General features: G+C 59.3%; 21 protein-coding genes. 5 read left to right on the forward strand and 16 right to left on the reverse strand.

Annotation, left to right across the window (positions count from 1 at the left end; all coding sequences use genetic code 11):
• The first annotated feature begins 33 nt into the window (after nt 1-33).
• Both trmFO and VW35_RS04500 read left to right on the forward strand, forming a co-directional pair.
• The gene (gene trmFO / locus VW35_RS04495; protein ID WP_046141841.1) at nt 34-1,416 is read left to right on the forward strand and encodes a methylenetetrahydrofolate--tRNA-(uracil(54)-C(5))-methyltransferase (FADH(2)-oxidizing) TrmFO; all 1,383 of its coding nucleotides are present in this window, start codon (nt 34-36) and stop codon (nt 1,414-1,416) included.
• Entirely contained in the window at nt 1,413-1,856 is a 444-nt protein-coding gene (locus VW35_RS04500; RefSeq protein WP_046141842.1) for a YiiD C-terminal domain-containing protein, read from the forward strand. Before trmFO ends, VW35_RS04500 begins: the two co-directional genes overlap by 4 nt.
• On the opposite strand, the gene VW35_RS04505 is transcribed toward VW35_RS04500, so the two are convergent.
• The 4 genes from VW35_RS04505 to yajC all read right to left on the reverse strand — a co-directional run bounded on the left by VW35_RS04505 (nt 1,853) and on the right by yajC (nt 6,088).
• Nucleotides 1,853-2,698: a phytoene/squalene synthase family protein gene (locus tag VW35_RS04505; protein ID WP_046141843.1), complete on the reverse strand. Its 846-nt coding sequence runs from the start codon at nt 2,696-2,698 to the stop codon at nt 1,853-1,855. The genes VW35_RS04500 and VW35_RS04505 overlap by 4 nt on opposite strands.
• On the reverse strand, nt 2,698-3,105 hold the full coding sequence (locus VW35_RS04510) for an Mth938-like domain-containing protein (RefSeq protein ID WP_046141844.1): 408 nt from the start codon (nt 3,103-3,105) through the stop codon (nt 2,698-2,700). The genes VW35_RS04505 and VW35_RS04510 overlap by 1 nt, the downstream gene beginning before the upstream one ends.
• Nucleotides 3,089-5,644 (reverse strand): protein translocase subunit SecD, encoded by a 2,556-nt coding sequence (secD, locus tag VW35_RS04515; RefSeq protein ID WP_046141845.1) that lies wholly within the window; start codon nt 5,642-5,644, stop codon nt 3,089-3,091. Before secD ends, VW35_RS04510 begins: the two co-directional genes overlap by 17 nt.
• Before the next feature lie 93 nt (nt 5,645-5,737).
• On the reverse strand, nt 5,738-6,088 hold the full coding sequence (yajC, locus tag VW35_RS04520; RefSeq protein WP_046141846.1) for a preprotein translocase subunit YajC: 351 nt from the start codon (nt 6,086-6,088) through the stop codon (nt 5,738-5,740).
• A gap of 138 nt (nt 6,089-6,226) precedes the next feature.
• Here yajC and VW35_RS04525 point away from each other — a divergent pair, with 138 nt between their 5' ends.
• Nucleotides 6,227-7,147, forward strand: a complete 921-nt coding sequence (locus tag VW35_RS04525) for an ATP-binding protein (protein WP_083982426.1) — start codon at nt 6,227-6,229, stop codon at nt 7,145-7,147.
• A gap of 1 nt (nt 7,148) precedes the next feature.
• Here VW35_RS04525 and VW35_RS04530 read toward each other — a convergent pair whose 3' ends face one another.
• The 12 genes from VW35_RS04530 to VW35_RS04585 form a co-directional block, all read right to left on the reverse strand.
• A complete protein-coding gene (locus VW35_RS04530; RefSeq protein WP_152662480.1) occupies nt 7,149-8,018 on the reverse strand; it encodes a Stf0 family sulfotransferase in 870 nt (289 codons plus the stop codon).
• Entirely contained in the window at nt 7,990-9,297 is a 1,308-nt protein-coding gene (locus VW35_RS04535; RefSeq protein ID WP_161796856.1) for a M23 family metallopeptidase, read from the reverse strand. Before VW35_RS04535 ends, VW35_RS04530 begins: the two co-directional genes overlap by 29 nt.
• Before the next feature lie 167 nt (nt 9,298-9,464).
• Entirely contained in the window at nt 9,465-10,241 is a 777-nt protein-coding gene (gene surE, locus VW35_RS04540; protein WP_046141849.1) for a 5'/3'-nucleotidase SurE, read from the reverse strand.
• 4 nt (nt 10,242-10,245) lie between these two features.
• Nucleotides 10,246-11,574: a serine--tRNA ligase gene (gene serS, locus VW35_RS04545; protein ID WP_046141850.1), complete on the reverse strand. Its 1,329-nt coding sequence runs from the start codon at nt 11,572-11,574 to the stop codon at nt 10,246-10,248.
• Between the two features lie 120 nt (nt 11,575-11,694).
• A complete protein-coding gene (gene tatC, locus VW35_RS04550; protein WP_046141851.1) occupies nt 11,695-12,534 on the reverse strand; it encodes a twin-arginine translocase subunit TatC in 840 nt (279 codons plus the stop codon).
• Nucleotides 12,535-12,536: 2 nt separating this feature from the next.
• Entirely contained in the window at nt 12,537-13,271 is a 735-nt protein-coding gene (gene tatB, locus VW35_RS20420) for a Sec-independent protein translocase protein TatB (RefSeq protein WP_052951495.1), read from the reverse strand.
• Between the two features lie 50 nt (nt 13,272-13,321).
• Complete coding sequence (locus VW35_RS04560; RefSeq protein ID WP_046141852.1) at nt 13,322-13,531, reverse strand: twin-arginine translocase TatA/TatE family subunit; 210 nt, start codon at nt 13,529-13,531, stop codon at nt 13,322-13,324.
• Nucleotides 13,532-13,658: 127 nt separating this feature from the next.
• Nucleotides 13,659-14,315: an SMC-Scp complex subunit ScpB gene (gene scpB, locus VW35_RS04565; protein WP_046141853.1), complete on the reverse strand. Its 657-nt coding sequence runs from the start codon at nt 14,313-14,315 to the stop codon at nt 13,659-13,661.
• The gene (locus tag VW35_RS04570; RefSeq protein WP_046141854.1) at nt 14,312-15,094 is read right to left on the reverse strand and encodes a segregation and condensation protein A; all 783 of its coding nucleotides are present in this window, start codon (nt 15,092-15,094) and stop codon (nt 14,312-14,314) included. The genes scpB and VW35_RS04570 overlap by 4 nt, the downstream gene beginning before the upstream one ends.
• A gap of 66 nt (nt 15,095-15,160) precedes the next feature.
• Complete coding sequence (gene xth, locus VW35_RS04575; RefSeq protein ID WP_046142479.1) at nt 15,161-15,940, reverse strand: exodeoxyribonuclease III; 780 nt, start codon at nt 15,938-15,940, stop codon at nt 15,161-15,163.
• Between the two features lie 64 nt (nt 15,941-16,004).
• On the reverse strand, nt 16,005-17,093 hold the full coding sequence (locus VW35_RS04580; protein ID WP_046141855.1) for a serine hydrolase domain-containing protein: 1,089 nt from the start codon (nt 17,091-17,093) through the stop codon (nt 16,005-16,007).
• Between the two features lie 51 nt (nt 17,094-17,144).
• Nucleotides 17,145-17,498 carry a HesB/IscA family protein gene (locus tag VW35_RS04585; protein WP_046141856.1) on the reverse strand — a complete coding sequence of 118 codons (354 nt, stop codon included), beginning with the start codon at nt 17,496-17,498 and terminating at the stop codon, nt 17,145-17,147.
• An 86-nt stretch (nt 17,499-17,584) separates the two neighbouring features.
• Between VW35_RS04585 and VW35_RS04590 the strand changes: the two genes are divergently transcribed.
• Nucleotides 17,585-18,778, forward strand: coding sequence for a deoxyguanosinetriphosphate triphosphohydrolase (locus tag VW35_RS04590; RefSeq protein ID WP_046141857.1), 1,194 nt, complete (start codon nt 17,585-17,587; stop codon nt 18,776-18,778).
• Between the two features lie 30 nt (nt 18,779-18,808).
• Nucleotides 18,809-20,554 (forward strand): arginine--tRNA ligase, encoded by a 1,746-nt coding sequence (gene argS / locus VW35_RS04595; protein WP_046141858.1) that lies wholly within the window; start codon nt 18,809-18,811, stop codon nt 20,552-20,554.
• The last annotated feature ends 73 nt before the right edge of the window (nt 20,555-20,627 follow it).

Here is a 20,627-nt window from a genome sequence, read left to right on the forward strand (position 1 = left end):
CCGCGACATGGCGGGCTTGCTATCTGGCTCGCCATGTCAAATGAACCTATTCACATCATCGGCGGCGGCCTCGCCGGCTCCGAAGCTGCATGGCAGGCCGCTGAAGCTGGCGCCACCGTCATCGTCCACGAAATGCGCGGCGTCAAAGCCACAGACGCGCATTCGACAACCGATTTCGCCGAGCTCGTCTGCTCAAACAGCTTCCGCTCTGATGATCACGAGCAAAACGCCGTCGGCCTCCTCCACGAAGAGATGCGCCGCTGCAACTCGCTGATCATGCGCGCTGCCGACGAGCACAAGCTCCCCGCCGGCGGCGCCCTGGCCGTAGATCGTCACGGCTTTTCTGCCGCTGTGACGCAAGCCGTTGAAAATCATCCACGAATCTCCATTCAGCGAGAAGAGATTGCTGGCTGGCCGCCTGAGGATTGGCGCCATGTCATCATTGCCAGCGGGCCTCTAACTTCGCCTGCTCTGGCCGATGCAATCCTTGCCAAAACCGGCGAAGACTCCCTTGCCTTTTTCGATGCGATTGCGCCGATCGTTCATTACGACAGCATCGATCACGATATCGCCTGGAAGCAGTCGCGCTACGATAAGGCTGGTCCCGGCGGCACTGGCGCCGACTATCTGAACCTGCCGATGGACCGCGATCAGTACTATGCCTTTGTAGAGGCTCTTAAAACCGCGCCGCTGCATGAGTTCAAGGATTGGGAGAAGGTCCCGTATTTTGATGGCTGTCTGCCCATCGAAGTCATGGCCGAGCGCGGCGACGAGACGCTCCGCCACGGCCCGATGAAGCCGGTTGGTCTCACCAATCCGCGCAACCCGACCGTCAAGCCTTATGCCATCGTCCAGCTTCGTCAGGACAACGCCTTGGGAACGCTCTGGAACATGGTCGGCTTCCAGACCAAGATGCGCTACGGCATTCAGGCCGAAATCTTCCGGATGATCCCCGGCCTCGCCAATGCCCAATTCGCCCGCCTGGGCGGTCTGCACCGCAACACGTTCATCAATTCTCCCAAGGTGTTGGGGTCAGACATGCGCCTCAAAGCCGACCCACGCATCCGCTTCGCTGGCCAGGTGACGGGGGTTGAAGGCTATGTAGAGAGCGCTGCCGTCGGCCTCATCACCGGCCGCCTGACAGCCGCGGAGGCGCGGGGCGATTCCATGCCGCTCCCTCCGCCAACAACCGCTTTGGGCGCCCTGATCGGGCATGTCACCGGTGGCCATATCGAAGCCGAGAGCTATAGCGGCGCCCGAAGCTTCCAGCCGATGAACGTTAATTTCGGCCTCTTCCCGGATGTGACGATCATCAAGCCAGAAGGTGTAAAGCGCTGGCGCGGTGCGGAAAAAACGATCGCCAAGCGCAAGGCTATCACCAGCCGGGCCCTTGAAGACCTAAAAGTCTGGCAATGAACGCCAACGCGCTCCAGCGGTACCTTCACACCCACATTCCGCTCTCGAGCGCCATGGGTGTGGAAGTGCTCGAGGCCAGCGTCGATCGCGTCCGGCTCGCCGCGCCCCTTGCGCCAAATCTCAACATGCACGGCACCGTTTTCGGCGGCAGCGGCGCGACACTCGCGCTTCTGGCCGCCTGGTCCGTTGTGCATTTACGGCTGGAAGCCGAAGGGCTTGCCAGCCAGTTGGTCATCCATCATTCGACAATGGACTATTTGTTGCCCATCCACGGGAGCTTTGCCGCAACCGCCTCGTTGGAGGCCGTCGACACGTCGGATTTCTTCACAAAATATCGACGCAAAGGCCGCGCCCGACTGAGCCTTTCAGCGGAACTCACGTCAGAAAACGCAATAGCCGGACGCTTCACCGGAGAATTCGTTGCGATTTCAGCGCCCTAACGGTTCCGCCAGGCCCACCAGCTGACCCGTGCGATCTTCCGCCAGTCGGGGTCGTCGTCCGGCGCAGAAAAGGGCGACGAACTATCTCGGTTCCAAAGCTGGAGTTGCGCCTCGATCACCGGAAGAATGGCAAATGCCGGCCGTAAGCCGCGCGGCAAAGCGGCAATGGCACGCCTAGCCTGTGCGAGATGCTCACTCGCCAATTCGGCGATCTGTGCCAGCGCTTCGTGCAAACCATCACTATCCTGGCCCGAGAATATCTCCCCTTCGCGAACGCCATTCGCCTCGAAGATAGACCAGGGCAGCATGATGCGGCCCTGTGAAGCGACGAACCCAAAAGCCCTCAGATGCCCCACTAAAGCCTGCGCCACCCCCAGGTGTCCAGCGGCGTCGCCGGGCTCCACGGTCAGGCCTTCGTTGAGGATCATCGCCGAAAGCTGTAGCAACGTGGACGCCGTCTCGCCAGCATAGCCTTCAAACGTTTCGAGATCAGGCATCGGGTCGTCATAAAGATCGAATCGTCGCGCGCCGATCAGCCGCTGGAGTGTTCCCGGCGGCAATGCGTAACGGTCAAGGGTCGTCAGCAAAGCGTCCGCAAGCGGGTTTTGGCGGACTGCGCCGTGTCCGTCGCCGGTCAGCGCATCATTCCACCATTGCAGGCGAATCTCCCCCGGAGCCGGGCCCGAAACCCGTTCGCGGATGGCCGCGACATCGGCGTTGAACGCATAGATAGCCGTCACGCCATCGCGCTTTGCCGCAGGCAGCGCCAGCGTCGAAAGATACCGGTCGCGGTCGCTTTCTCGCAAAACCTGCGCTGCATAGGCAAAACTGTCTATGGTCATTACCGAGCGTTCTCGACGGCGATAAACGCGCCAGCCACGGCCCGCTCCTCAGCCAGCAACACGTTATAGGTACGCACGGCTCCGCCAGTTCCGACAGCTTCGATGATGACACGCCGCTCGCGGAAAGCGTCGCGAATGGCCGGATCGATTGCTGCGATGTCCATGCCGAGGCCGATCAGCAGAACGTCGATCGTGTCTGCGATATCGAGGACTGGTTGCAGGCTTTCGAGGGTCAGCTCGGCCGGCGACGCAACGTCCCAGCCTTTCATGCCAGACGGCAAGCACAGCAACGAACCGCGATGCGACATGTCAGCAAAGCGAAAACCGCCATTGCCATAGGCGTCGATACCGACCTGGCGCGGGAAAAACCCCGCGCCGCTTGTGGAAAGTTCAGACGGAGGCGCCATCCGCCGGTTTTTCCTTCTTGGCTACAAGTTCCTCGTCGGTCTTCTGCTTGAGGCCGAAGTTGATGAGGATTGGGCCGTTGACGATGACCGACGAATACATGCCGACGAGCGAACCGAACGTCATGGCGATCGTGAAGCTGCGCAGCACTTCGCCCCCGAACAGCACCAGCGGCACGAGCGCCAGAAGCACGGTAAACTGGGTGAGCGAGGTACGCACGATGGTCTGGTTGATCGACAGATCGATCAACTCCGGCAGCGGCATCTTCCTATATTTGAGGAGGTTTTCACGAATACGGTCGGACACAACCACGGTTTCGTTAAGCGATAGGCCCACGAGCGTCAGCACTGCCGCGATGGAACTGAGGTTGAATTCGAGCCCCGTTATCGAGAAGAGGCCGATGGTCATGATGATGTCGTGCGACGTCGTCGTGACTGCAGCCAGTGCAAACTGCCATTCGAACCGGAACCAGATGTAGATCAGAATACAGGCGAGCGCGATGATCACGGCAATGGTACCGGTCCAGGCAAGTTCCCCAGAGACGGTACCGCTAACAGCTTCTGTGCGCCGAACCTCGTAATTGTCGCCGGCAAGCGCTTGCTGAACCTTCTGGACGGCCACCTGGTCGGCGGACTGGCCGCCTTCCTGGGCCTGGACGCGGACCAGAACGTCTTCCGGCGTACCAAAACCCTGCACCTGTACTTCGCCAAGCTCGAGCCCATCGAGCAGTTCGCGAACCCGGCCGACGTCCGCCGGCCCACCCACATGCTGTACTTCGATAGCTGTGCCGCCAACGAAGTCGATGCCGAGGTTGAAGCCCTTGAAATAGGCCGCGCCAATCGAAACGACCGACATGATGATCGACAGCGCGATAACGTAGCGCGAGATCTTCATGAACGGGATTTTGGTGCCGTCGGGAATGAACCGGAAATGCTGGATCTTCAGCTCTTTCGGCCGAACGCGCTTGTACCAGAGATTCACCTGGTAGGACGTGACCGTATAGGAAGTGAACAGCGAGGTCAGAATGCCGAGGCCGAGCGTAACGGCAAAGCCCTGCACCGGGCCTGAGCCCATGAAATAGAGCACAACGGCAGCCACAAGCTGGGTCAGGTGCGAGTCGACGATCGTCCCCCACGCGCGCTCAAAGCCAGCATTGATCGCCTGCAATGGTGTGCGCCCTGCCCGCTGCTCTTCACGCATTCGTTCATAGATGAGCACGTTGGCGTCGACCGCCATACCGATCGTGAGGACGATACCGGCGATGCCCGGCAGTGTCAGGGTCGAGCCCAGTACCGACAGCGCGGCAAAGATCAGGATGACGTTGAGCACCAGCGAAACGTTGGCGAAAACGCCCCAAAGCCCATAGGCGATGACCATGAAGCTGACGACCAGCACCGATGCCACGACACCGGCGGTGAGACCAGCGCGGATCGAGTCAGCACCAAGGCTGGCGTCGACCGTACGTTCCTCGATGACGTTAAGGCTGGCCGGCAAGGCACCCGCGCGCAGCAAAACGGCCAGGTCATTGGCCGACGCCGTCGTGAAATTGCCGCTGATCTGGCCTGAGCCGCCGGTGATCGGCTGCTGGATGACCGGCGCGGTAATTACTGTGTTGTCGAGCACGATGGCAAAACGCTGCCCGACATTGGCCGAGGTGATTTCGCTGAACGTAACCGCGCCACGCGTGTCGAACTTGAAGCTGACAACCGGGATGCCCCGCTGCGGATCATAGGACGGCTGCGCGTCGACCAGCGACTCCCCGCCAAGGGCGACGTCTTCGTAAAGCAGCTCACGCCCGCCATCCTGGCTTGGGACGATCATCGTGCCGGCCGGCAGACCCTGCGCTTCCGCCTGGTCGGCAGTGAGACCCGGATAGACCATGTGGAATGTCAGGCGCGCCGTCTGCGAGACGATGTTCTTGAGGCGAGTGGAATCGCCGAAGCCCGGGACCTGCACGAGGACGCGGGTGTCGCCCTGGCGCTGGATGGTCGGTTCGGTCGTACCCAGTTCGTCGATACGGCTGCGGATGACTTCGATCGACTGCGCGACGAGCGAGCTCATGCGCTGCGTAATGCCCTCTGGCGTCAGCGTAACCGAGAGGCGTCCATCCGGCAGTTCGCCGAAGGCCAGTTCGTTGACGCCCGTTCCCGTCGAGAACAGAGAGTTGTTGACCGTATTCTGGATCGACTGCAGCGCTGTCAGCGCCTGCTCCTTCTGCGAAGGATCGGTCAGTTCGATGTAAATGGCATTCTTGGCTTCATCGGTGGTGATGATGTTGCCGATACCGTTCTGATTGGCGAGGACGTTTCGCGCATCGCGACGGACGTCGGAAAGTCGTTGCGTGACGATCCCCGCGCGATCGACTTCGAGCAACAGATGCGAACCGCCCTGAAGATCAAGACCAAGAACCAGGCCAGGCTTAGGCAACCATCCAGGGAGTGAATCCCGCACTTGCTGCGGCAAGAAATTGGGTGCGGCGAACACGATGCCCAAGAGCGCGACGATCAGAATGATGGCTACGCGAAACGGCGACTGGTGCATGAAACGGCGTCCTAGAGCATGCCTTCACAGACATGCGGCTTCAAAGAGTCAGAAAGCCGGAGCCTTTGGTGGCTCCGGCTGATCGTGTCCGGCTCAGGCCGGCTTGTTGTCGTTGACCGGCTCGGCTTTCGAACGCACGTCGGCAACCATGCCGCGCACGAGCTTGACCTTCACGCCCTGGGAGATCTCGACTTCCAGGTCTTCGCCATCAACGGCTTTGGTGACCTTGCCAACGATGCCGCCCGTGGTGACGACGGTGTCGCCACGACGGATCGCCGAGAGCATAGCCTGTTGCGCCTTGAGACGCTTCTGCTGCGGACGGAAGATCAAGAGCCAGAAAATCACCACCAGCAACAGGATCGGCATGAGCTGAATGGCGATATCGGCAAAACCTCCCGTGGCGGGTGCTGCTGCATCCTGCGCAAAAGCGGGCGTAACGAACATCAGGCGAACTCCTTATGATTCTTCTTGAGTGGGGAGAAAGGCGCCACAGCCTTGGGCTGAACAACTAGACGCGAAAGGGGTCTTGTGCACTTGCACCCCGGCCAAAATCGCGCGGACTATACATTTGGCCCCTTATGAATGCAAAGCCATTCAAGGAACACATTGCCGCGCCTGAACCGAAGGACTGAACCGGTGAAGACCAAAGATCATCTGGGCCGTATCGCCACTGCACTCGAAACCATCGCCGAGGCATTGCAACTCGCAAAATCTTCCGAACAGACGCTTAATCTCAGCGAGGCAAGCGCTTTCCACTGGCAGGGCGAAGACGGCACTCTTCTGCCGGTTCCAACGGTGAGTCGTGTGCCGCTCGACATGCTGCGCGGCATCGAACATGTGCGCGACGTGCTTCTGAAAAATACCGAGCAATTCGCGCGAGGCCACGGCGCCAACAATGCGCTGCTCTGGGGCGCCCGCGGAATGGGCAAGAGTTCGCTGGTCAAGGCAATCCATGCCGATATCCTCGACCGTGAGGGGTTCGAGAAGCTTGTGCTGATCGAGATCGCGCGAGAGGATCTCGACACCCTGCCCCAACTCATGCGGACCATTTCAGGCCATCCCGCACGTTTTATCGTCTTCTGCGACGACCTCAGCTTCGATAGTGGCGAAACAAGCTACAAGTCCCTGAAAACCATCCTGGACGGCGGCCTCGAGGGACGACCCGAAAATGTTCTTTTCTATGCAACGTCCAACCGGCGCCATCTCATGCCTCGCGACATGATCGAGAACGAGCGCTCCACGGCGATCAATCCAAGCGAGGCGGTTGAAGAAAAGGTCTCTCTGTCTGATCGCTTCGGCTTGTGGCTGGGCTTCCACAATTCGGACCAGGACACTTACCTGTCCATGGTTCGCGGCTATGCCGACTATTATGGCCTCGATCTCGATGACGAAACTCTTCGCGCACGCGCTATAGAGTGGGCCGCTACACGCGGCGCGCGCTCGGGCCGCGTCGCCATCCAGCTGATCCGCACCCTCGCTGGCGAACAAGGCAAGGTGGTTTGACCTAAAGAATGCTCTCAGCCAGATAACGCTCATACCACTCTGTGCTTGTCGCGTCCGACATCTTGCGGGTTGGCGTCTGCATCGATCCCGCAATCTTCGGATCTTTTCCGAGGCGCTCCAGCACCTTTGCCAGAACCGCCTGCGGGTTTTTGGAGATCTCGGAATACGCGATCAGCACTGGTTCTATTGCCTGCGAGCAGAAAAACGCCGTCCAGGCGGCGTCATCTTCCTCTAGCTGAGCCACGGCGTTAGCAATCACCGTACGATCGTACTCGATTGGCCGCTCGCATTCATCGCCCTCCATGACGGACCCATCTGCCTTAATGTGCCAAAGGCCACTCTGTCGGGCCCGTACCAGCGAGATCGCTTGAGCCAGCTTGTCCGCCCGGGAGAGGTGGATGAACAGGGTGGGTCCGAAAGCCTTTTGGACCTGAATATGGAAGTCGGCCCTTCCGCCCTGCAATTGCTGCAAGCACCGCGTTGCCTCATCAACGCTATTCCACATCAGCCTGAGGCCGAAGATATCGCTGCCGTTACGGCCCTCGCGTAGCATGGCTTCGAAATAGTTCTGTTCAAACTTGAGGCTATCGACACCAACCTGACCGGTCACGCCCCAACGTTCGGCCCAATAGCCAAAGTCTTCGGCCCGAAAATAGGAGTTCGGCTTTCCTGTCCCGCTTGCAGCCAGCATCTCGCAAAGCAGCGTACTGCCTGAGCGCGGCGTGCCGCAGATGATGTACGAAGAATAATTCGCCATCGATGGTGTCCTTGCCGAAGCCACTTCGAACATCAAATACAAAAATCCCCGCCGAAGCGGGGATTTTTCACATAGCCATTCACTCTCAGCTTGCGAGAAGCGGAACCGGATCAACCGGCGTGGCGCCCTTGCGCAGCTCGAAGTGGAGCTGGGGCTTGGAGACGGAACCAGTCATGCCGACGGTACCGATGGAGTCACCGCGATTGACCACTGCGCCCTTGGCAACGCTCATGCCATTGAGATGAGCATAGGCCGACACATAACCATTGGGGTGACGGATCAGGATGAGGTTGCCGTAGCCTTCGACACCCGAGCCGACATAGATCACTGTGCCATTTTCGGCAGCCTTGACCGTCGAGCCTTCCGGCACGTCGATGTTGATGCCAGTCCCCCGGGATGCTGCGAAGTCGGTTATGACGCGACCGCTGACCGGCCAGCGGAACTTATCGTTACCCGAAGCCACAGGTTCGGCAGCAGGTACGTTGGCGACCTGGGTCGGTGCCGGCGTTGCCGCTGGTTGCGCGACCGGCGCAGGCGTTGCTGCCGGAGCGACTGCTGTCTGGGGCTGCGGCGTCGCCTGAGGAGTTGCCGGACGACTGCCAAGAGGGGCTGGCGGGGCGCCGAGATTGGCTGAAGCGCTAGCCACCTGAGTGACAGGCTGCACAGCGGGGGTCTGCGGCGTGCGAACGAGATCTGGGCGGCCCGGGATGATCAGCGTCTGCCCGACAACGATTTTGTCCGGCGAGGAAAGGCCATTCGCCTGGACGAGAGCCTGGGTTGTTACCTCATAGCGCCGCGCGATCGTATAAAGCGACTCGCCGCCAGCGATGGTGTGCGTGTAGGCGCCGTTGGCAGCCGGCTGGCCAGTGGCGGCTGCGGGCTGCGCTGTCGGCACATTGCTGTTGACCGGCAGGGCCGCGTTGAGCGTGCTTGGAGGGGCGCCCAGATTGCTTGGCATCGGGGCGAGTGCGGCGACAGGCGGCATCGAGGGCGCCGCGGGAAGAGATTGCGTGGCGGGCATGGCTTGCGGGGTTCCCATGGGAGCAGCAGAAGAACTCAGTACAGGAAGATCCTGGGATTGAACCGTCGGGGCGGCACCGCCCACGGCGATCGGCGAGGTCGTGCCAGCCGGCCGCATGAAGCCAGATTGCACTGGCGCCTGCTGCACAGGCGCCCCACCCCACGACGATCCGACGGGCGCAGGCGGCAGGAAGCGCGACTCGGCGACCTGCATAGTTGGCTGCGCGCCGAGCGAATTCGGCATGGGCTGATTGATATTGGGAGAGGTCAGCGGTCGAGAAACCGAACCCGTGGTTGTCGGATCACCAAATGTTCGTGACCCAAGGCTCGAACATCCGGACAGTCCGACGGCGGCCACTAATAGACCAGCCACGGCCACTGCACCTTTTGGCACCCTGACAGATAGGCTTTTACGCATCGGCTAACTCGTACGCAGGGACTTAACACTGGAATCGAGACTAGGCCGGTAAGGTAAAGACGGGTTTAAGAGCGATGCGATTTGAGTGAAATCGCAGGCGCCAAATTGTCGAATAGGTAAGGTTAAGATCGTTCGGCTGGGAACAAAACCAGGCCGGAGAGCTGGCTGATGGCCGAGGGTTCCGTCTGCTGCAAGGCGAAGGGGGTCACGGTGATGCAATATTGGCTGCGCAACACCTCGAAATCCGCTTTGGGATCAAGCGGCTTTGGCGTCTCTGGAATCGCAACGTAAAACCCGCCGCTGTTGTCGCTCGGATAATAACGAAAGGCGGACCGCGAGAATCGTTGATGGGGGACAGCTGCGATTCCCGTGACGTCCTCGGGTGCACAGGCTGGGAAATTGACGTTGTAAAAGACGTCATGGTTACCTTTGGCCTTCAGTATCGCGCTGACAACATCGGCCCCGTGGTGGATTGACGACGCCCAATCGATGTTGGGGCTCTTTTCGTAGTCAATCGCCTGGCTCATGGCGATGCCGATCGCGCCTTGCAGCGCGCCTTCCCGTGCGCCGGCGGCTGTACCGGAACAATGAACGATGTCGCCAAGGTTCTGCCCGGCATTGACGCCGGAAAGGACGAGATCGGCCGGGTGATCGCCCAGAATATGGGTCATACCTGCTACAACACAGTCGGCAGGTGATCCGCCGACTACCGCAAAGCGGCGAGACCCACGCTGCTCAAGCGCCAATTCACGGCCAAGCGTAAATCTGTGCCCTGCCCCCGATTGGTTTCCGTCCGGCGCAACAATCCAGACGTCGTCGGAAAGAGCGCGCGCGATATCGGCCATGATGGCGATGCCAGGCGCATCCACACCATCGTCGTTAGTGATGAGGATGCGCATGACTCTACTTTCCGCCGATCGAGGTCCAACCACCCATATACGGACGCAGTGCCTCCGGAATCAGCACGGAGCCATCCTCTTGCTGATAATTTTCCATAACGGCAATCAGGCAACGCCCAACTGCCGTGCCGGAGCCGTTGAGCGTGTGTACATAGCGTGGCGCCTGCTTTTCGCCAGACGGCCGATATCGCGCCTCCATGCGGCGGGCCTGGAAATCTCCACAGACCGAAACGGACGAGATTTCGCGATAGGTAGCCTGGCCCGGCAGCCACACCTCGATGTCATATGTCTTACGGGCCCCGAAACCCATGTCGCCCGTGCAAAGCGTCATAACGCGATAATGAAGACCGAGCCGCTGCAATACCGTCTCCGCGCAAGCGAGCATGCGCTCGTGCTCATCGATCGATTCTTCCGGCGTCGTGATCGACACCATCTCGACCTTGTTGAACTGGTGCTGCCGCAGCATTCCGCGCGTGTCCCGGCCAGCCGAGCCCGCCTCAGAGCGGAAACAAGGCGTCAGGGCAGCAAACCGCAGTGGCAGTTCTTCCTCGGACAAAATCGACTCGCGAACAAGGTTCGTGAGGGGCACCTCGGCCGTGGGGATCAAGGCAAGACGCGAGTCGCCGTGGGACGTGAAGAACAGATCTTCTTCAAACTTCGGGAGCTGGTTGGTACCAAAGAGCGCGTCATCGCGTACGAGTAGCGGCGGTTGCACCTCGAGATATCCATGCTCGGTCGTGTGCAGATCGAGCATGAACTGTCCAATGGCGCGCTCAAGCCGCGCCAGTTGTCCCTTGAGGACCACAAAGCGACTACCCGACAATTTTGCAGCGACCTCGAAGTCCATATTGTTCTCGGCAACGCCGATCTCAAAATGCTCCTTGGGCGCAAAGCTCAAAGTGGGCTTTGGCGGGCGCTGCTTGGCAGCTGTGGCTGATGTGCCGTTCGGGCCGAAATATTCGACATTGTCGTGCTCATCATCGCCTTGCGGCACCTCGTCGAGCGCCAGGTTAGGAATGACCGAAAGCGCGCTGCGCAGTTCCGCTTCAACAGCCCGTTCTTCCGCCTCACCTGTCGGGATGAAATCCTTGAGGCGGCTGACTTCTGCCATCAGCTCCTGGGCCTTGGCTTCGTCTTTCTGGGCCTTGGCCTGACCGATCTGCTTGGATAGCGCATTACGCTTTTCCTGCGCTTCATTGAGCCGGACGATGATTTCGCGGCGCCGGTCGTCGATAGCGAGAAGATCGGAAGACCGCACGGAAACATTCTTGCGCCGCGAAATGGCAGCGTCGAAGGTTTCGGCGTTGGCTCTGATCCACTTGATATCGAACATCGGTCACACGGGCCGCAGCCCGCCTCTGGTTTGACGCAGGCCCTTGGTCTTGCAACCCCGGGCACGCCTGCCAGCGCCACGGAGCAGAACGGTCTGCATCCGCGGGAACACGCGGTGCAGTTACTCGGTAGATGAACCGGAAAGCTCGGCTTCTTCGGCCGCAAGCTTTGCTTCACGCCGCTTCTGCACCATCCGAACAGACAGGATCGCCAGTTCGTAAAGCCCGTACATGGGCAGGGCAAGCCCGATCTGGGAAATCGGATCAGGCGGCGTGATCAGCGCAGCAACCACCAAGATCCCCACAATCGCATAACGACGGCCCTTTTTCAGCATATCGACATTGACGAGGTCGATCTGCGCGAGGAGCGTCAGCACCACCGGCAACTGGAAGCAGATGCCGAAAGCAAGGATCAATGTCATCGCGAAGCCGAGATATTCGGAAACGCGTGGCATGAGGGTAATTTCTTCCGTCTGCATGCTAGCAAAGAAGTGCAGGGCCATAGGCAGAACGGTGAAATAAACCATCAGCGCGCCGAGAATGAAGAAGACTGGCGTAGCGATGAGATAAGGCACAAGCGCCTTGCGCTCATGCTTGTAGAGACCCGGCGCCACAAACAGGTAGATCTGCGTGGCGATGAAGGGAAAGCCGAGGAAGATGGCACCGAAAAAGGCTAGGTTCAGTTCTGTGAAGAACAGTTCCTGTGGCGCGGTGTAGATGAGTTCGATCTTGTGGGTCGGATCGTTGGCGTAGACGCCACGATAAGGTCCGAGAAGAATATCGAAAATATTCTTCGAGATAAGGAAACACCCCATCATCAGGACAATGATGGCAACGGCGCTGTAAATGAGCCGCTTGCGGAGCTCGATCAAATGCTCGAGCAATGGAGCTTCGCTACCGGCGAGCTCATCTTCGACTTCAGGCTTGCTCTTGTCTTCGAGCTGGGGCTTGGCGTCGACCATTTTTAATTTGTTCCTGCCGGTTCATCCGGCTTCTTTCGGGGCGCTCGGGGCTTTTTCGCAGGCGCAGGCGCTCCTTCGACCGAAACGGTCGTTGTAGCCTTCGGAGCTCGCGGCTTTTTAACCGGCTTTGCGTCGACTTCGACGACCTTCTCGCCATCCGGCTTGACGACTGTCCGCTTTACCGCCGGCTTCTTGGCTACAGGCTTAGATGCCTTGATGACCTCCACGGGCGGAAGATCAGCCGTCGTGACAGGGGCCGTCGGCGCAGCTGCAGCTGGTTCAGGAGGGGTAACTTGCGCCGCTTTGACGGGAGCGGGCGTGACCGGGGGCAACTCAGTTGGCTTGAAGCCGTATTCGGCGACCAGTTCCTCGTTGGTTTTTGGCCTTGGCGGCATGCCGGCGGCGGTGCGGAGTTCGTCCACAACGCTCTCTGACTGAGGGTCGGCTGGTTTGATCGCACCGCTCGGCTTTGGGCCGGTCGGCGTCATCGTATTGAATTCCCTGCGGATCTCTTCAGCAGTTTTTTTCAGTGGCGACGTGATCGAATTGCGCAGGTTGCGAACTTCGTCGAGCCCGGTCGTGCGATTGATCTCACGCTGGAACTCGTTGCCCATGCGGCGGATCTGGCCAACGAACTTGCCGACCCGTCCCATGACAACCGGCAAGTCTTTTGGGCCGATGACGATCAGCGCAACGACGCCGATCACCAGCATCTCTGTCCAGCCTAAGCCGAGCATAGGGGTAGTCTCCGAGCGCGGCCAATGGCCGCAAAGTCAGGCGAAATGGATCAGACGTCCTTGCGCTCGGTCTCTCGCGCGTCGACTTCCGAAGTCGTAGCAACGCGTTCGACTGGCTTGTCGTCGTCGCGCATGCCTTTCTGGAAGGCTTTGATGCCGGAGGCGACTTCGCCCATCATACCGGAAATCTTGCCACGGCCGAACAACAGAACGACGACGACGGCTACGACGAGAATGCCCCAAATGGATGGCGCGTGCATAATTTTGTCTCCCTAGGCTTCCAGAGCGCGTTACACCCCATAGATAAAGCGAGAAATAGGTTCAATCGCGGCCAAACACAAGAACGTGTTGGTTTTCTGCCCTCACGAATGCGCCACCTGTGCAAGCTCATTCATCTTCAGCGCGCTCGCTATCGCCATCATCATCTGGATCGATGGGGTCTTCGTCATCCCGCAAAGAGCCATCGAAAGGCAACGGTATCTGCATAGAAGCTGGAATCTGGGACGATAAAAGTCCGGAACCTTTGAGTTCATCGAGTCCGGGAAGATCGGACAGTCTTTCAAGTCCGAAATGGTCGAGGAACGCCTCGGTGGTCCCGTATGTCACCGGGCGCCCAGGCGTTCGCCGGCGACCTCGCATGCGGACCCAGCCCGCTTCCATGAGAAGGTCCAGCGTTCCCTTACCCGTCGCCACACCGCGAATTTCCTCTATCTCGGCGCGCGTGCTCGGCTGATGATAGGCAATGATAGCCAGTGTTTCGAGGGCGGCGCGGGATAGCGGCCGGGTTTCTTGTTCTTCACGTCGCAAGAGAAAACCCAGATCTTCAGCCGTGCGAAAGGCCCAGCGGTCGCCGCGGCGGACGAGATTTATCCCGCGAGAAGCGTAACGAGTTTGCAACTCGTCGACCAGCGAGCGAACGTCGGGCCCCTGCCCTAGATATGGCGCCATTTCAGGAAGTGAAAGCGGCTCGGCACTGGCAAAGAGAAGCGCTTCAAGAATACGCAATTGCCGCTCGCGAATTTCGTTGGGTTCGTCAACACTCACCGCTTGTCACTCCGCCGACGCAGATAGATAGGGCCGAACGTTTCCGTCTGCCGCACTTCGATCTCACCTTGCCGGACAAGCTCGAGACTTGAGGCAAAAGTAGAGGCACGGACGGTGGCGCGCTCATCTGGTCGCGCGAGATAATGCGACAGGTAGGTTTCCATCGCGACCCATTCGGCGCTGTCGCCTATCAGCCGTTGCAAAATATCTCTCGCGTCTTGCAGTGCCCACACTGTGCGCGTGTGGGGGCGGTATTCAGTGACAATTCCGCGTTCGCGTTGCGCGGTATAGGCCTTGAGCAATTCGTAATAGCTGGCCTCCCAGATCGAGCGGCGAGAAATTTCAAGCGGCTCCGGAGCTCCGCGCCCAAAAACCTGAAGGCCAAGCCTCGAACGCGAAAAGAGTCGGCTGGCGGCGAGCCGCATGGCTTCGAGACGCCTGAGGCGAAACTGCAGCATAGCAGCAAGCATTTCGCCCGAAGGTTCATCATCATCGGGCGCCTGCGGCACCATGAGCCGGCTTTTCAGATAGGCTAGCCACGCCGCCATGACCAAGTAATCGGCCGCGACCTCAATCCTACGCTCGCGTACGGTATCGATGAATGCCAGATACTGCTCTGCCAGAGCCAGGATAGAGATCGAGGACAGATCCACTTTCTGCCGCCGCGCCATATCAAGAAGCAGATCCAGCGGGCCTTCATAACCGTCGACGTCGACATGCAGAATCTCGCTGGGCGGTTCCCCCTGGGGGTCGATCCAATCGATTGCAGTCGCACTCATCCCAGTCCGCCGGCCCAGCTTTTGACTTCATTCTTGACGGCCTGCCACGTGAGCGTCAAGCAAAGCTCAAAAGCTGAAGGTGCCTTCCACCGGAACATGGTCACTCGGTTTGTCCCAGCCGCGCACATCTTTATGAACAGTAACGTCGTCCAGGCGATCCGCCGCCTGCGGCGATAGCATCAGATGATCGATGCGAATGCCGGCATTCCGGCGCCAGGCACCGGCCTGGAAGTCCCAGAAGGTGAACGCCTGCTCCCCGGTGATCGAGCGCAGTGCGTCACTCATCCCGAGATTTGTCAGAGTGCGAAACCGCTCGAGGCTTTCCGGCCGATAGAGAGCGTCGCCCCACCAAGCGCTCGGATCATGTGCGTCGATCGGCGCAGGGATGAGGTTGAAGTCACCCATCAACACAAATGGCTCTTCAAGGGCGAGCCGTCCTTCGACGAAACTGTTGAGCCGATCCATCCAGCGCAGCTTGTAGGGAAATTTTTCCGTGTCGACCGGATTGCCGTTTGGCAAATAGATGTTGCAGACACGGATTGCCGCGCCTTCTACCGAGAACACGCCTTCTATGAGTCGGGATTGCTCGTCGACGTCATCGCCAGGCAAGCGGCGATTTATCTCGTCGAATGGGAGCTTCGACAGAAGCGCAACACCGTTCCAACTTTTCTGTCCATGCGTTGCCACATTGTATCCGAGCGCCTCGATCTCAGCGCTCGGAAAGCCTTCGTCGACGGTCTTGATTTCCTGAAGGCCAACGATGTCTGGCTTTTCCTCATCCAGCCAGCGCAGCAGCAGTTCAAGGCGAGCCTTGATGCCGTTGATATTCCAGGTGGCGATGCGCAGGGCCATGAAAGCCTCCAGATAAAGAGCCGCCATCCTACTCGCCGACGGATCGAGGGCAACAGGCTTAAAGGCCTAAAGCCCGGTATATAGCGTCCGTCGTATCGTGCCGGTAGCGACCGTCGGATCCCTCAAGACCCGTGTTGGTCATGGAAAGAATCGTCAGCTCGTTCGCTGGGTCAACAACCCAGTGGTGGCCGTAGATGCCACCCCAGCGGTTCGTTCCGAGGGCGCCCCTATGTGAGGTTTTATCCTTATCCGTGAGGCACGCGCCGAGAAAGCTGAACCCCCAGCCCGGCTCAACGGCCTGGGCGAGGCTTGGCGTTTGGTTTGCCAGAGCTGACCTGACCGCTCCAGATTTCAGCACACCCTCTCCGCCCCGACGCATGGTTTCGAGGAACGTCATGATGTCTCGTGCCGAGCCGGCCATGCCACCACCACCCGATTGGAAGACATCTGGGTTGAAGATGCGCGGCGGATCGTATCTCACCTCATCACCCCAAGGTGCCTTGACCACATGAACGTCCTTCATCCGTTCAGGTCCATTCGGCCCATCGCCATAGGGCACCGCAAGGCGAGACCGATCCGTCACCGAAAATCGGGTATCGGCCATGCCAAGTGGATCAAGCACGAACTGACGCAAGGCGTCTTCTGGACGTCCGCCGACCAGCTTGCCAGCTATTGCACCTAGGACATCGATGGATGGGCCATAGGACCAAGATGTGCCAGGCGCGAAAAGCAGCGGACGACCCGCTATGGTACTCAGCACCGCGTTAGTCCCCTCAGACCATGGCAAAGGACCCGCAGCGAGCCCCGAGGTGTGAGTTAGAAGCTGCCAGATCAGAATTTTTGGGACCGAGCCGTCCGAAAGCTTGGGTCTGAATTCCGGAAAGAAGCTATCGACTGCATCGTCGAGCCGAAGAAGCCCGGCATCGGCCAGCGCAAGAATCGTTGCAGCCACGATTGGTTTAGTGACCGAGGAAAGCCGAAAAATGGCGTCAGTCTGCATCGGACGCCGCGCTTCGCGATCCGCCATCCCGAAGGCTTTTTGGTAGACGAGATCGCCTTGATGACTGACCATCATCACTGCGCCAACAATGCGTCGGTCCGTAATCGCGTCATCAATCGTCTGGTCTATGAGTTCAACCGAAGCCATCGCTGCAATCTCCTGAAGCCTCAGAAGATTAGCGAGAGCGGTCAGCGGACGCTAGACGGCAAAGCTCGTGCCGCAACCACAGGAGGCGACGGCGTTGGGGTTCTTGATTTGAAACGATTGGCCAACGAGATCATCGACGAAGTCGATTTCCGAACCACCCATGAACTCCAGACTCATCGAATCGATCAACACCGTTGCGTCGCCTTTTTGAAGGACCAGGTCGTCCTCTGCAGCGTGCTCCTGAACGAGATTGTATTCGTACTGAAACCCCGAACACCCGCCCCCAGCCACCGAAATCCGTAACACGGTGCCTGCCGGCTCCTTGGAAAGAATGCGAGAGACACGCTTGGCAGCGCGGTCCGAGAGTGTCACGGAAGGGGAAACAGCAAGGGCAACATCGGTCATGGAGAAAGTCCGGTCGATCGTTATGTCATAACGCTGGCACTAAAATAGGCGCATGAGACGCCATTGCAAAGGCCCGGAACGAAAAGATGAGCGAAACCGCCTCCTATGCCAGCCAGCCAGAGCAAACGCTTGGCCGACTGTACGGCACTGGCCCGAGCCCAACCCGCTCCGAATTCCAGCGCGATCGAGATCGAATCATTCATTCCACCGCCTTCCGCCGTCTGCAGCACAAGACCCAGGTCTTCCTTCATCATGAAGGACGGCACTTTCGGAACCGCCTGACCCATACGCTGGAAGTGAGCCAGATTGCCCGTTCCATCGCGCGCGCGCTGAGATTAAATGAGGATTTGGCGGAAGCCGTCGCTCTTAGCCACGATCTCGGGCATACCCCATTTGGTCATGCAGGCGAACGCGCCCTGCATAAGGTCATGACGCCCTTTGGCGGTTTTGATCACAACGTGCAGGCGCTCCGTGTCGTCACGCGGCTCGAAAACCGCTACGCCGAACACGACGGGCTCAACCTGACTTGGGAAACGCTCGAAGGCATCCTCAAGCATAACGGGCCCCTTATCGACAGCGACGGGCGCCCGGTCGGCCGCTATGAACGCGAGGGATTGCCTTCTGGCCTTGCGGAAATTCCAGCGGTTGCCGATTTACGGCTTTCAAGCCATGCAAGCCTCGAGGCGCAGGTCGCCGCCATAGCCGACGACATCGCCTATAACGCACACGATATCGATGATGCCTTGCGGGCCGGACTTGTCAGACTCGATGATTTTGGCGACGCACCGATGGCTGGGGCAATCGTTCGAGAGGTGCAGTCTCTCTACCCAGGCGTAGTTGCGAAAAGACAGACCCACGAAGTTCAGCGACGGATGATTACACGCGCAATCGAAGACGTGATCCGGACGAGCGCAGCCAATATCACGGCCTCAGGGGTAGCTAGCGCCGAAGATGTGCGCAGTGCCGGCCGGACTCTTGTAGCATTTTCCCCGGAAATGGCTGTAGCCGAGAAGGGGCTGAAAGAGGTCCTTTATGCGCGGGTTTATCGAAGCGAAGCTGTGATGCGGCCGGTTCGCGAAAGCGAAGCGGTGGTCGAGCGTCTTTTTGAGGGCTATATGCAAACCGCAGACATGCCCGACCGATGGGCTCAGGCAATGAAATCCGCAGAGACTGCGGAAGGCAGAGCACGCATCGTTGCCGACTTCGTGGCTGGCATGACCGACCCCTATGCACTTGACGAGCATCAGCGCTTGTTTGACGCTCGCCCGGAATTCCGCTAACCGCCTGCCAGCATTTCCAGCGGGTTTGTAATGGATATCTTTGCCATCTTCACCACACGGGTCACCGAGGCCCTGCTTGCCGATCACCCCGAGCTGGGCGCCGATCTGCTTTCGCGCGTGGTGGTGGAGCCTCCGCGAGATTCGGCGCACGGGGATCTGTCCACCAACGCCGCCATGGTTGTCGCAAAGCCGCTCGGCAAGAATCCGAGGGAAGTCGCTGCGTCACTTGTCGAACGTTTTAAAGAAGACGCTGACGTAACATCGGTGGACGTCGCCGGGCCTGGATTTATCAATTTCCGACTGGCAACGCCGATTCTCCATCAGGTGCTGCGGGCCATCGCCGAGCAGAAAGAGAATTTTGGCAAGTCCAACCTCGGCAAGGGGGAGCGCGTCAACGTCGAATACGTCTCAGCCAACCCGACTGGGCCCATGCATGTCGGTCACACGCGCGGCGCTGTTTTCGGCGACACGCTGGCATCGCTCATGGCTTATTCCGGCTACGACGTTACCCGCGAATATTACATCAACGACGCTGGCGGCCAGATCACCATTCTGGCCCAGTCGACACTGCTGCGGTACCGTGAGGCTCTCGGAGAAAAGATCGAAATCCCGCCTGGCCTCTACCCTGGCGATTATCTCGTCCCCGTTGGCGAGGCGCTGAAGGCGGAATTCGGCAACAGCCTGCTTTCAAAACCTGAGCATGAAGTCATGCCGATCGTGAAGGATCGCGTCCTCTCGGCAATGATGGAGTTGATCAGGGCGGACTTGGCGCAACTGAACATTCATCACGACGTGTTTTTCTCCGAACGTACCCTCCATGGCCAGGGTGGCGACATAGACACGACCCTCGAGTGGCTGCGTCAGGAAGGCATGGTCTACGAGGGTCGGCTCGACGCCCCAAAGGGCAAGACACCAGAAGACTGGGAAGACCGCGAACAGACCCTGTTCCGAGCCAAGGATTATGGCGACGATACCGACCGAGCGCTGATCAAGTCTGACGGCAACTATACATACTTTGCCGCTGATATCGCATACCACCGGAACAAATACCTGCGCGGCTTCAAGCACATGGTCAACGTGCTCGGGGCCGATCACTCAGGATATGTCAAACGCCTACAGGCTGCCGTGAAGGCCGTGTCGCATGGCGAGGCCGATATCGACGTTCGCATCTGCCAGCTTGTGCGCCTCCTCAAGAACGGCGAGCCGTTCAAGATGTCGAAACGCTCAGGCGATCTCGTCACGCTTTCCGACGTGGTGGAAGAAGTCGGCGCCGACGCTACCCGCTTCATGCTGCTTTTCCGGCGCAACGATGCCGCGATGGATTTCGATTTTGCCTTGGTCAAAGAGCAGACGCGCGATAATCCAGTCTTCTACGTGCAGTATGCACATGCACGTGCCTGCTCGGTATTCCGAAAGACGCAGGAAGAAGTGCCCGGGCTCGATACGAGCGCAGCTGCTCTCGCGGTCGCGGAAGTCGAGCTCCTCACTTCCGCCGCCGATCTCGAGCTCATTCGGCTCCTCGCCGCCTGGCCGCGGACGGTCGCAGCGGCCGCGGTAGCCCATGAGCCGCATCGTATCGCCTTCTATGTTCACGACCTCGCAGCTGCCTTCCATGGCTTCTGGGCTAAAGGCAAGGACGACGCCTCGTTACGCTTTGTTAATGCTGCCGATCCAAAGCTTACGCTTGCTAGACTCGCTCTGGTCGATGCTGTGCGCCAGGTAATTCGCAACGGCCTCGGTATCCTCAGCGTCTCGGCACCCGAAGAACTTTCATAATTCGGGCGCATTGGTGTGAAAACTCGCGGCAAACTCCCAAGCGGAGGGACTTTGCAGCAATCTAGGGGCGCTG

Origin of the sequence: Devosia soli (assembly GCF_000970455.1) — a bacterium.
Classification (GTDB): Bacteria; Pseudomonadota; Alphaproteobacteria; order Rhizobiales; family Devosiaceae; genus Devosia; species Devosia soli.

What these genes read in the sequence shown, in the direction of transcription:
- serS (WP_046141850.1), bottom strand. Translation starts at nt 11,574, where the DNA reads ATGTTCGATATCAAGTGGATCAGAGCCAACGCCGAAACCTTCGACGCT.
- yajC (WP_046141846.1), bottom strand. Translation starts at nt 6,088, where the DNA reads ATGTTCGTTACGCCCGCTTTTGCGCAGGATGCAGCAGCACCCGCCACG.
- tatC (WP_046141851.1), bottom strand. Translation starts at nt 12,534, where the DNA reads ATGGTCGACGCCAAGCCCCAGCTCGAAGACAAGAGCAAGCCTGAAGTC.
- argS (WP_046141858.1), top strand. Translation starts at nt 18,809, where the DNA reads ATGGATATCTTTGCCATCTTCACCACACGGGTCACCGAGGCCCTGCTT.
- VW35_RS04580 (WP_046141855.1), bottom strand. Translation starts at nt 17,093, where the DNA reads ATGGCTTCGGTTGAACTCATAGACCAGACGATTGATGACGCGATTACG.
- tatB (WP_052951495.1), bottom strand. Translation starts at nt 13,271, where the DNA reads ATGCTCGGCTTAGGCTGGACAGAGATGCTGGTGATCGGCGTCGTTGCG.
- VW35_RS04560 (WP_046141852.1), bottom strand. Translation starts at nt 13,531, where the DNA reads ATGCACGCGCCATCCATTTGGGGCATTCTCGTCGTAGCCGTCGTCGTC.
- VW35_RS04525 (WP_083982426.1), top strand. Translation starts at nt 6,227, where the DNA reads ATGCAAAGCCATTCAAGGAACACATTGCCGCGCCTGAACCGAAGGACT.
- trmFO (WP_046141841.1), top strand. Translation starts at nt 34, where the DNA reads ATGTCAAATGAACCTATTCACATCATCGGCGGCGGCCTCGCCGGCTCC.
- VW35_RS04500 (WP_046141842.1), top strand. Translation starts at nt 1,413, where the DNA reads ATGAACGCCAACGCGCTCCAGCGGTACCTTCACACCCACATTCCGCTC.
- VW35_RS04510 (WP_046141844.1), bottom strand. Translation starts at nt 3,105, where the DNA reads ATGGCGCCTCCGTCTGAACTTTCCACAAGCGGCGCGGGGTTTTTCCCG.
- VW35_RS04570 (WP_046141854.1), bottom strand. Translation starts at nt 15,094, where the DNA reads ATGAGTGCGACTGCAATCGATTGGATCGACCCCCAGGGGGAACCGCCC.
- VW35_RS04505 (WP_046141843.1), bottom strand. Translation starts at nt 2,698, where the DNA reads ATGACCATAGACAGTTTTGCCTATGCAGCGCAGGTTTTGCGAGAAAGC.
- surE (WP_046141849.1), bottom strand. Translation starts at nt 10,241, where the DNA reads ATGCGCATCCTCATCACTAACGACGATGGTGTGGATGCGCCTGGCATC.
- VW35_RS04590 (WP_046141857.1), top strand. Translation starts at nt 17,585, where the DNA reads ATGAGCGAAACCGCCTCCTATGCCAGCCAGCCAGAGCAAACGCTTGGC.
- VW35_RS04585 (WP_046141856.1), bottom strand. Translation starts at nt 17,498, where the DNA reads ATGACCGATGTTGCCCTTGCTGTTTCCCCTTCCGTGACACTCTCGGAC.
- secD (WP_046141845.1), bottom strand. Translation starts at nt 5,644, where the DNA reads ATGCACCAGTCGCCGTTTCGCGTAGCCATCATTCTGATCGTCGCGCTC.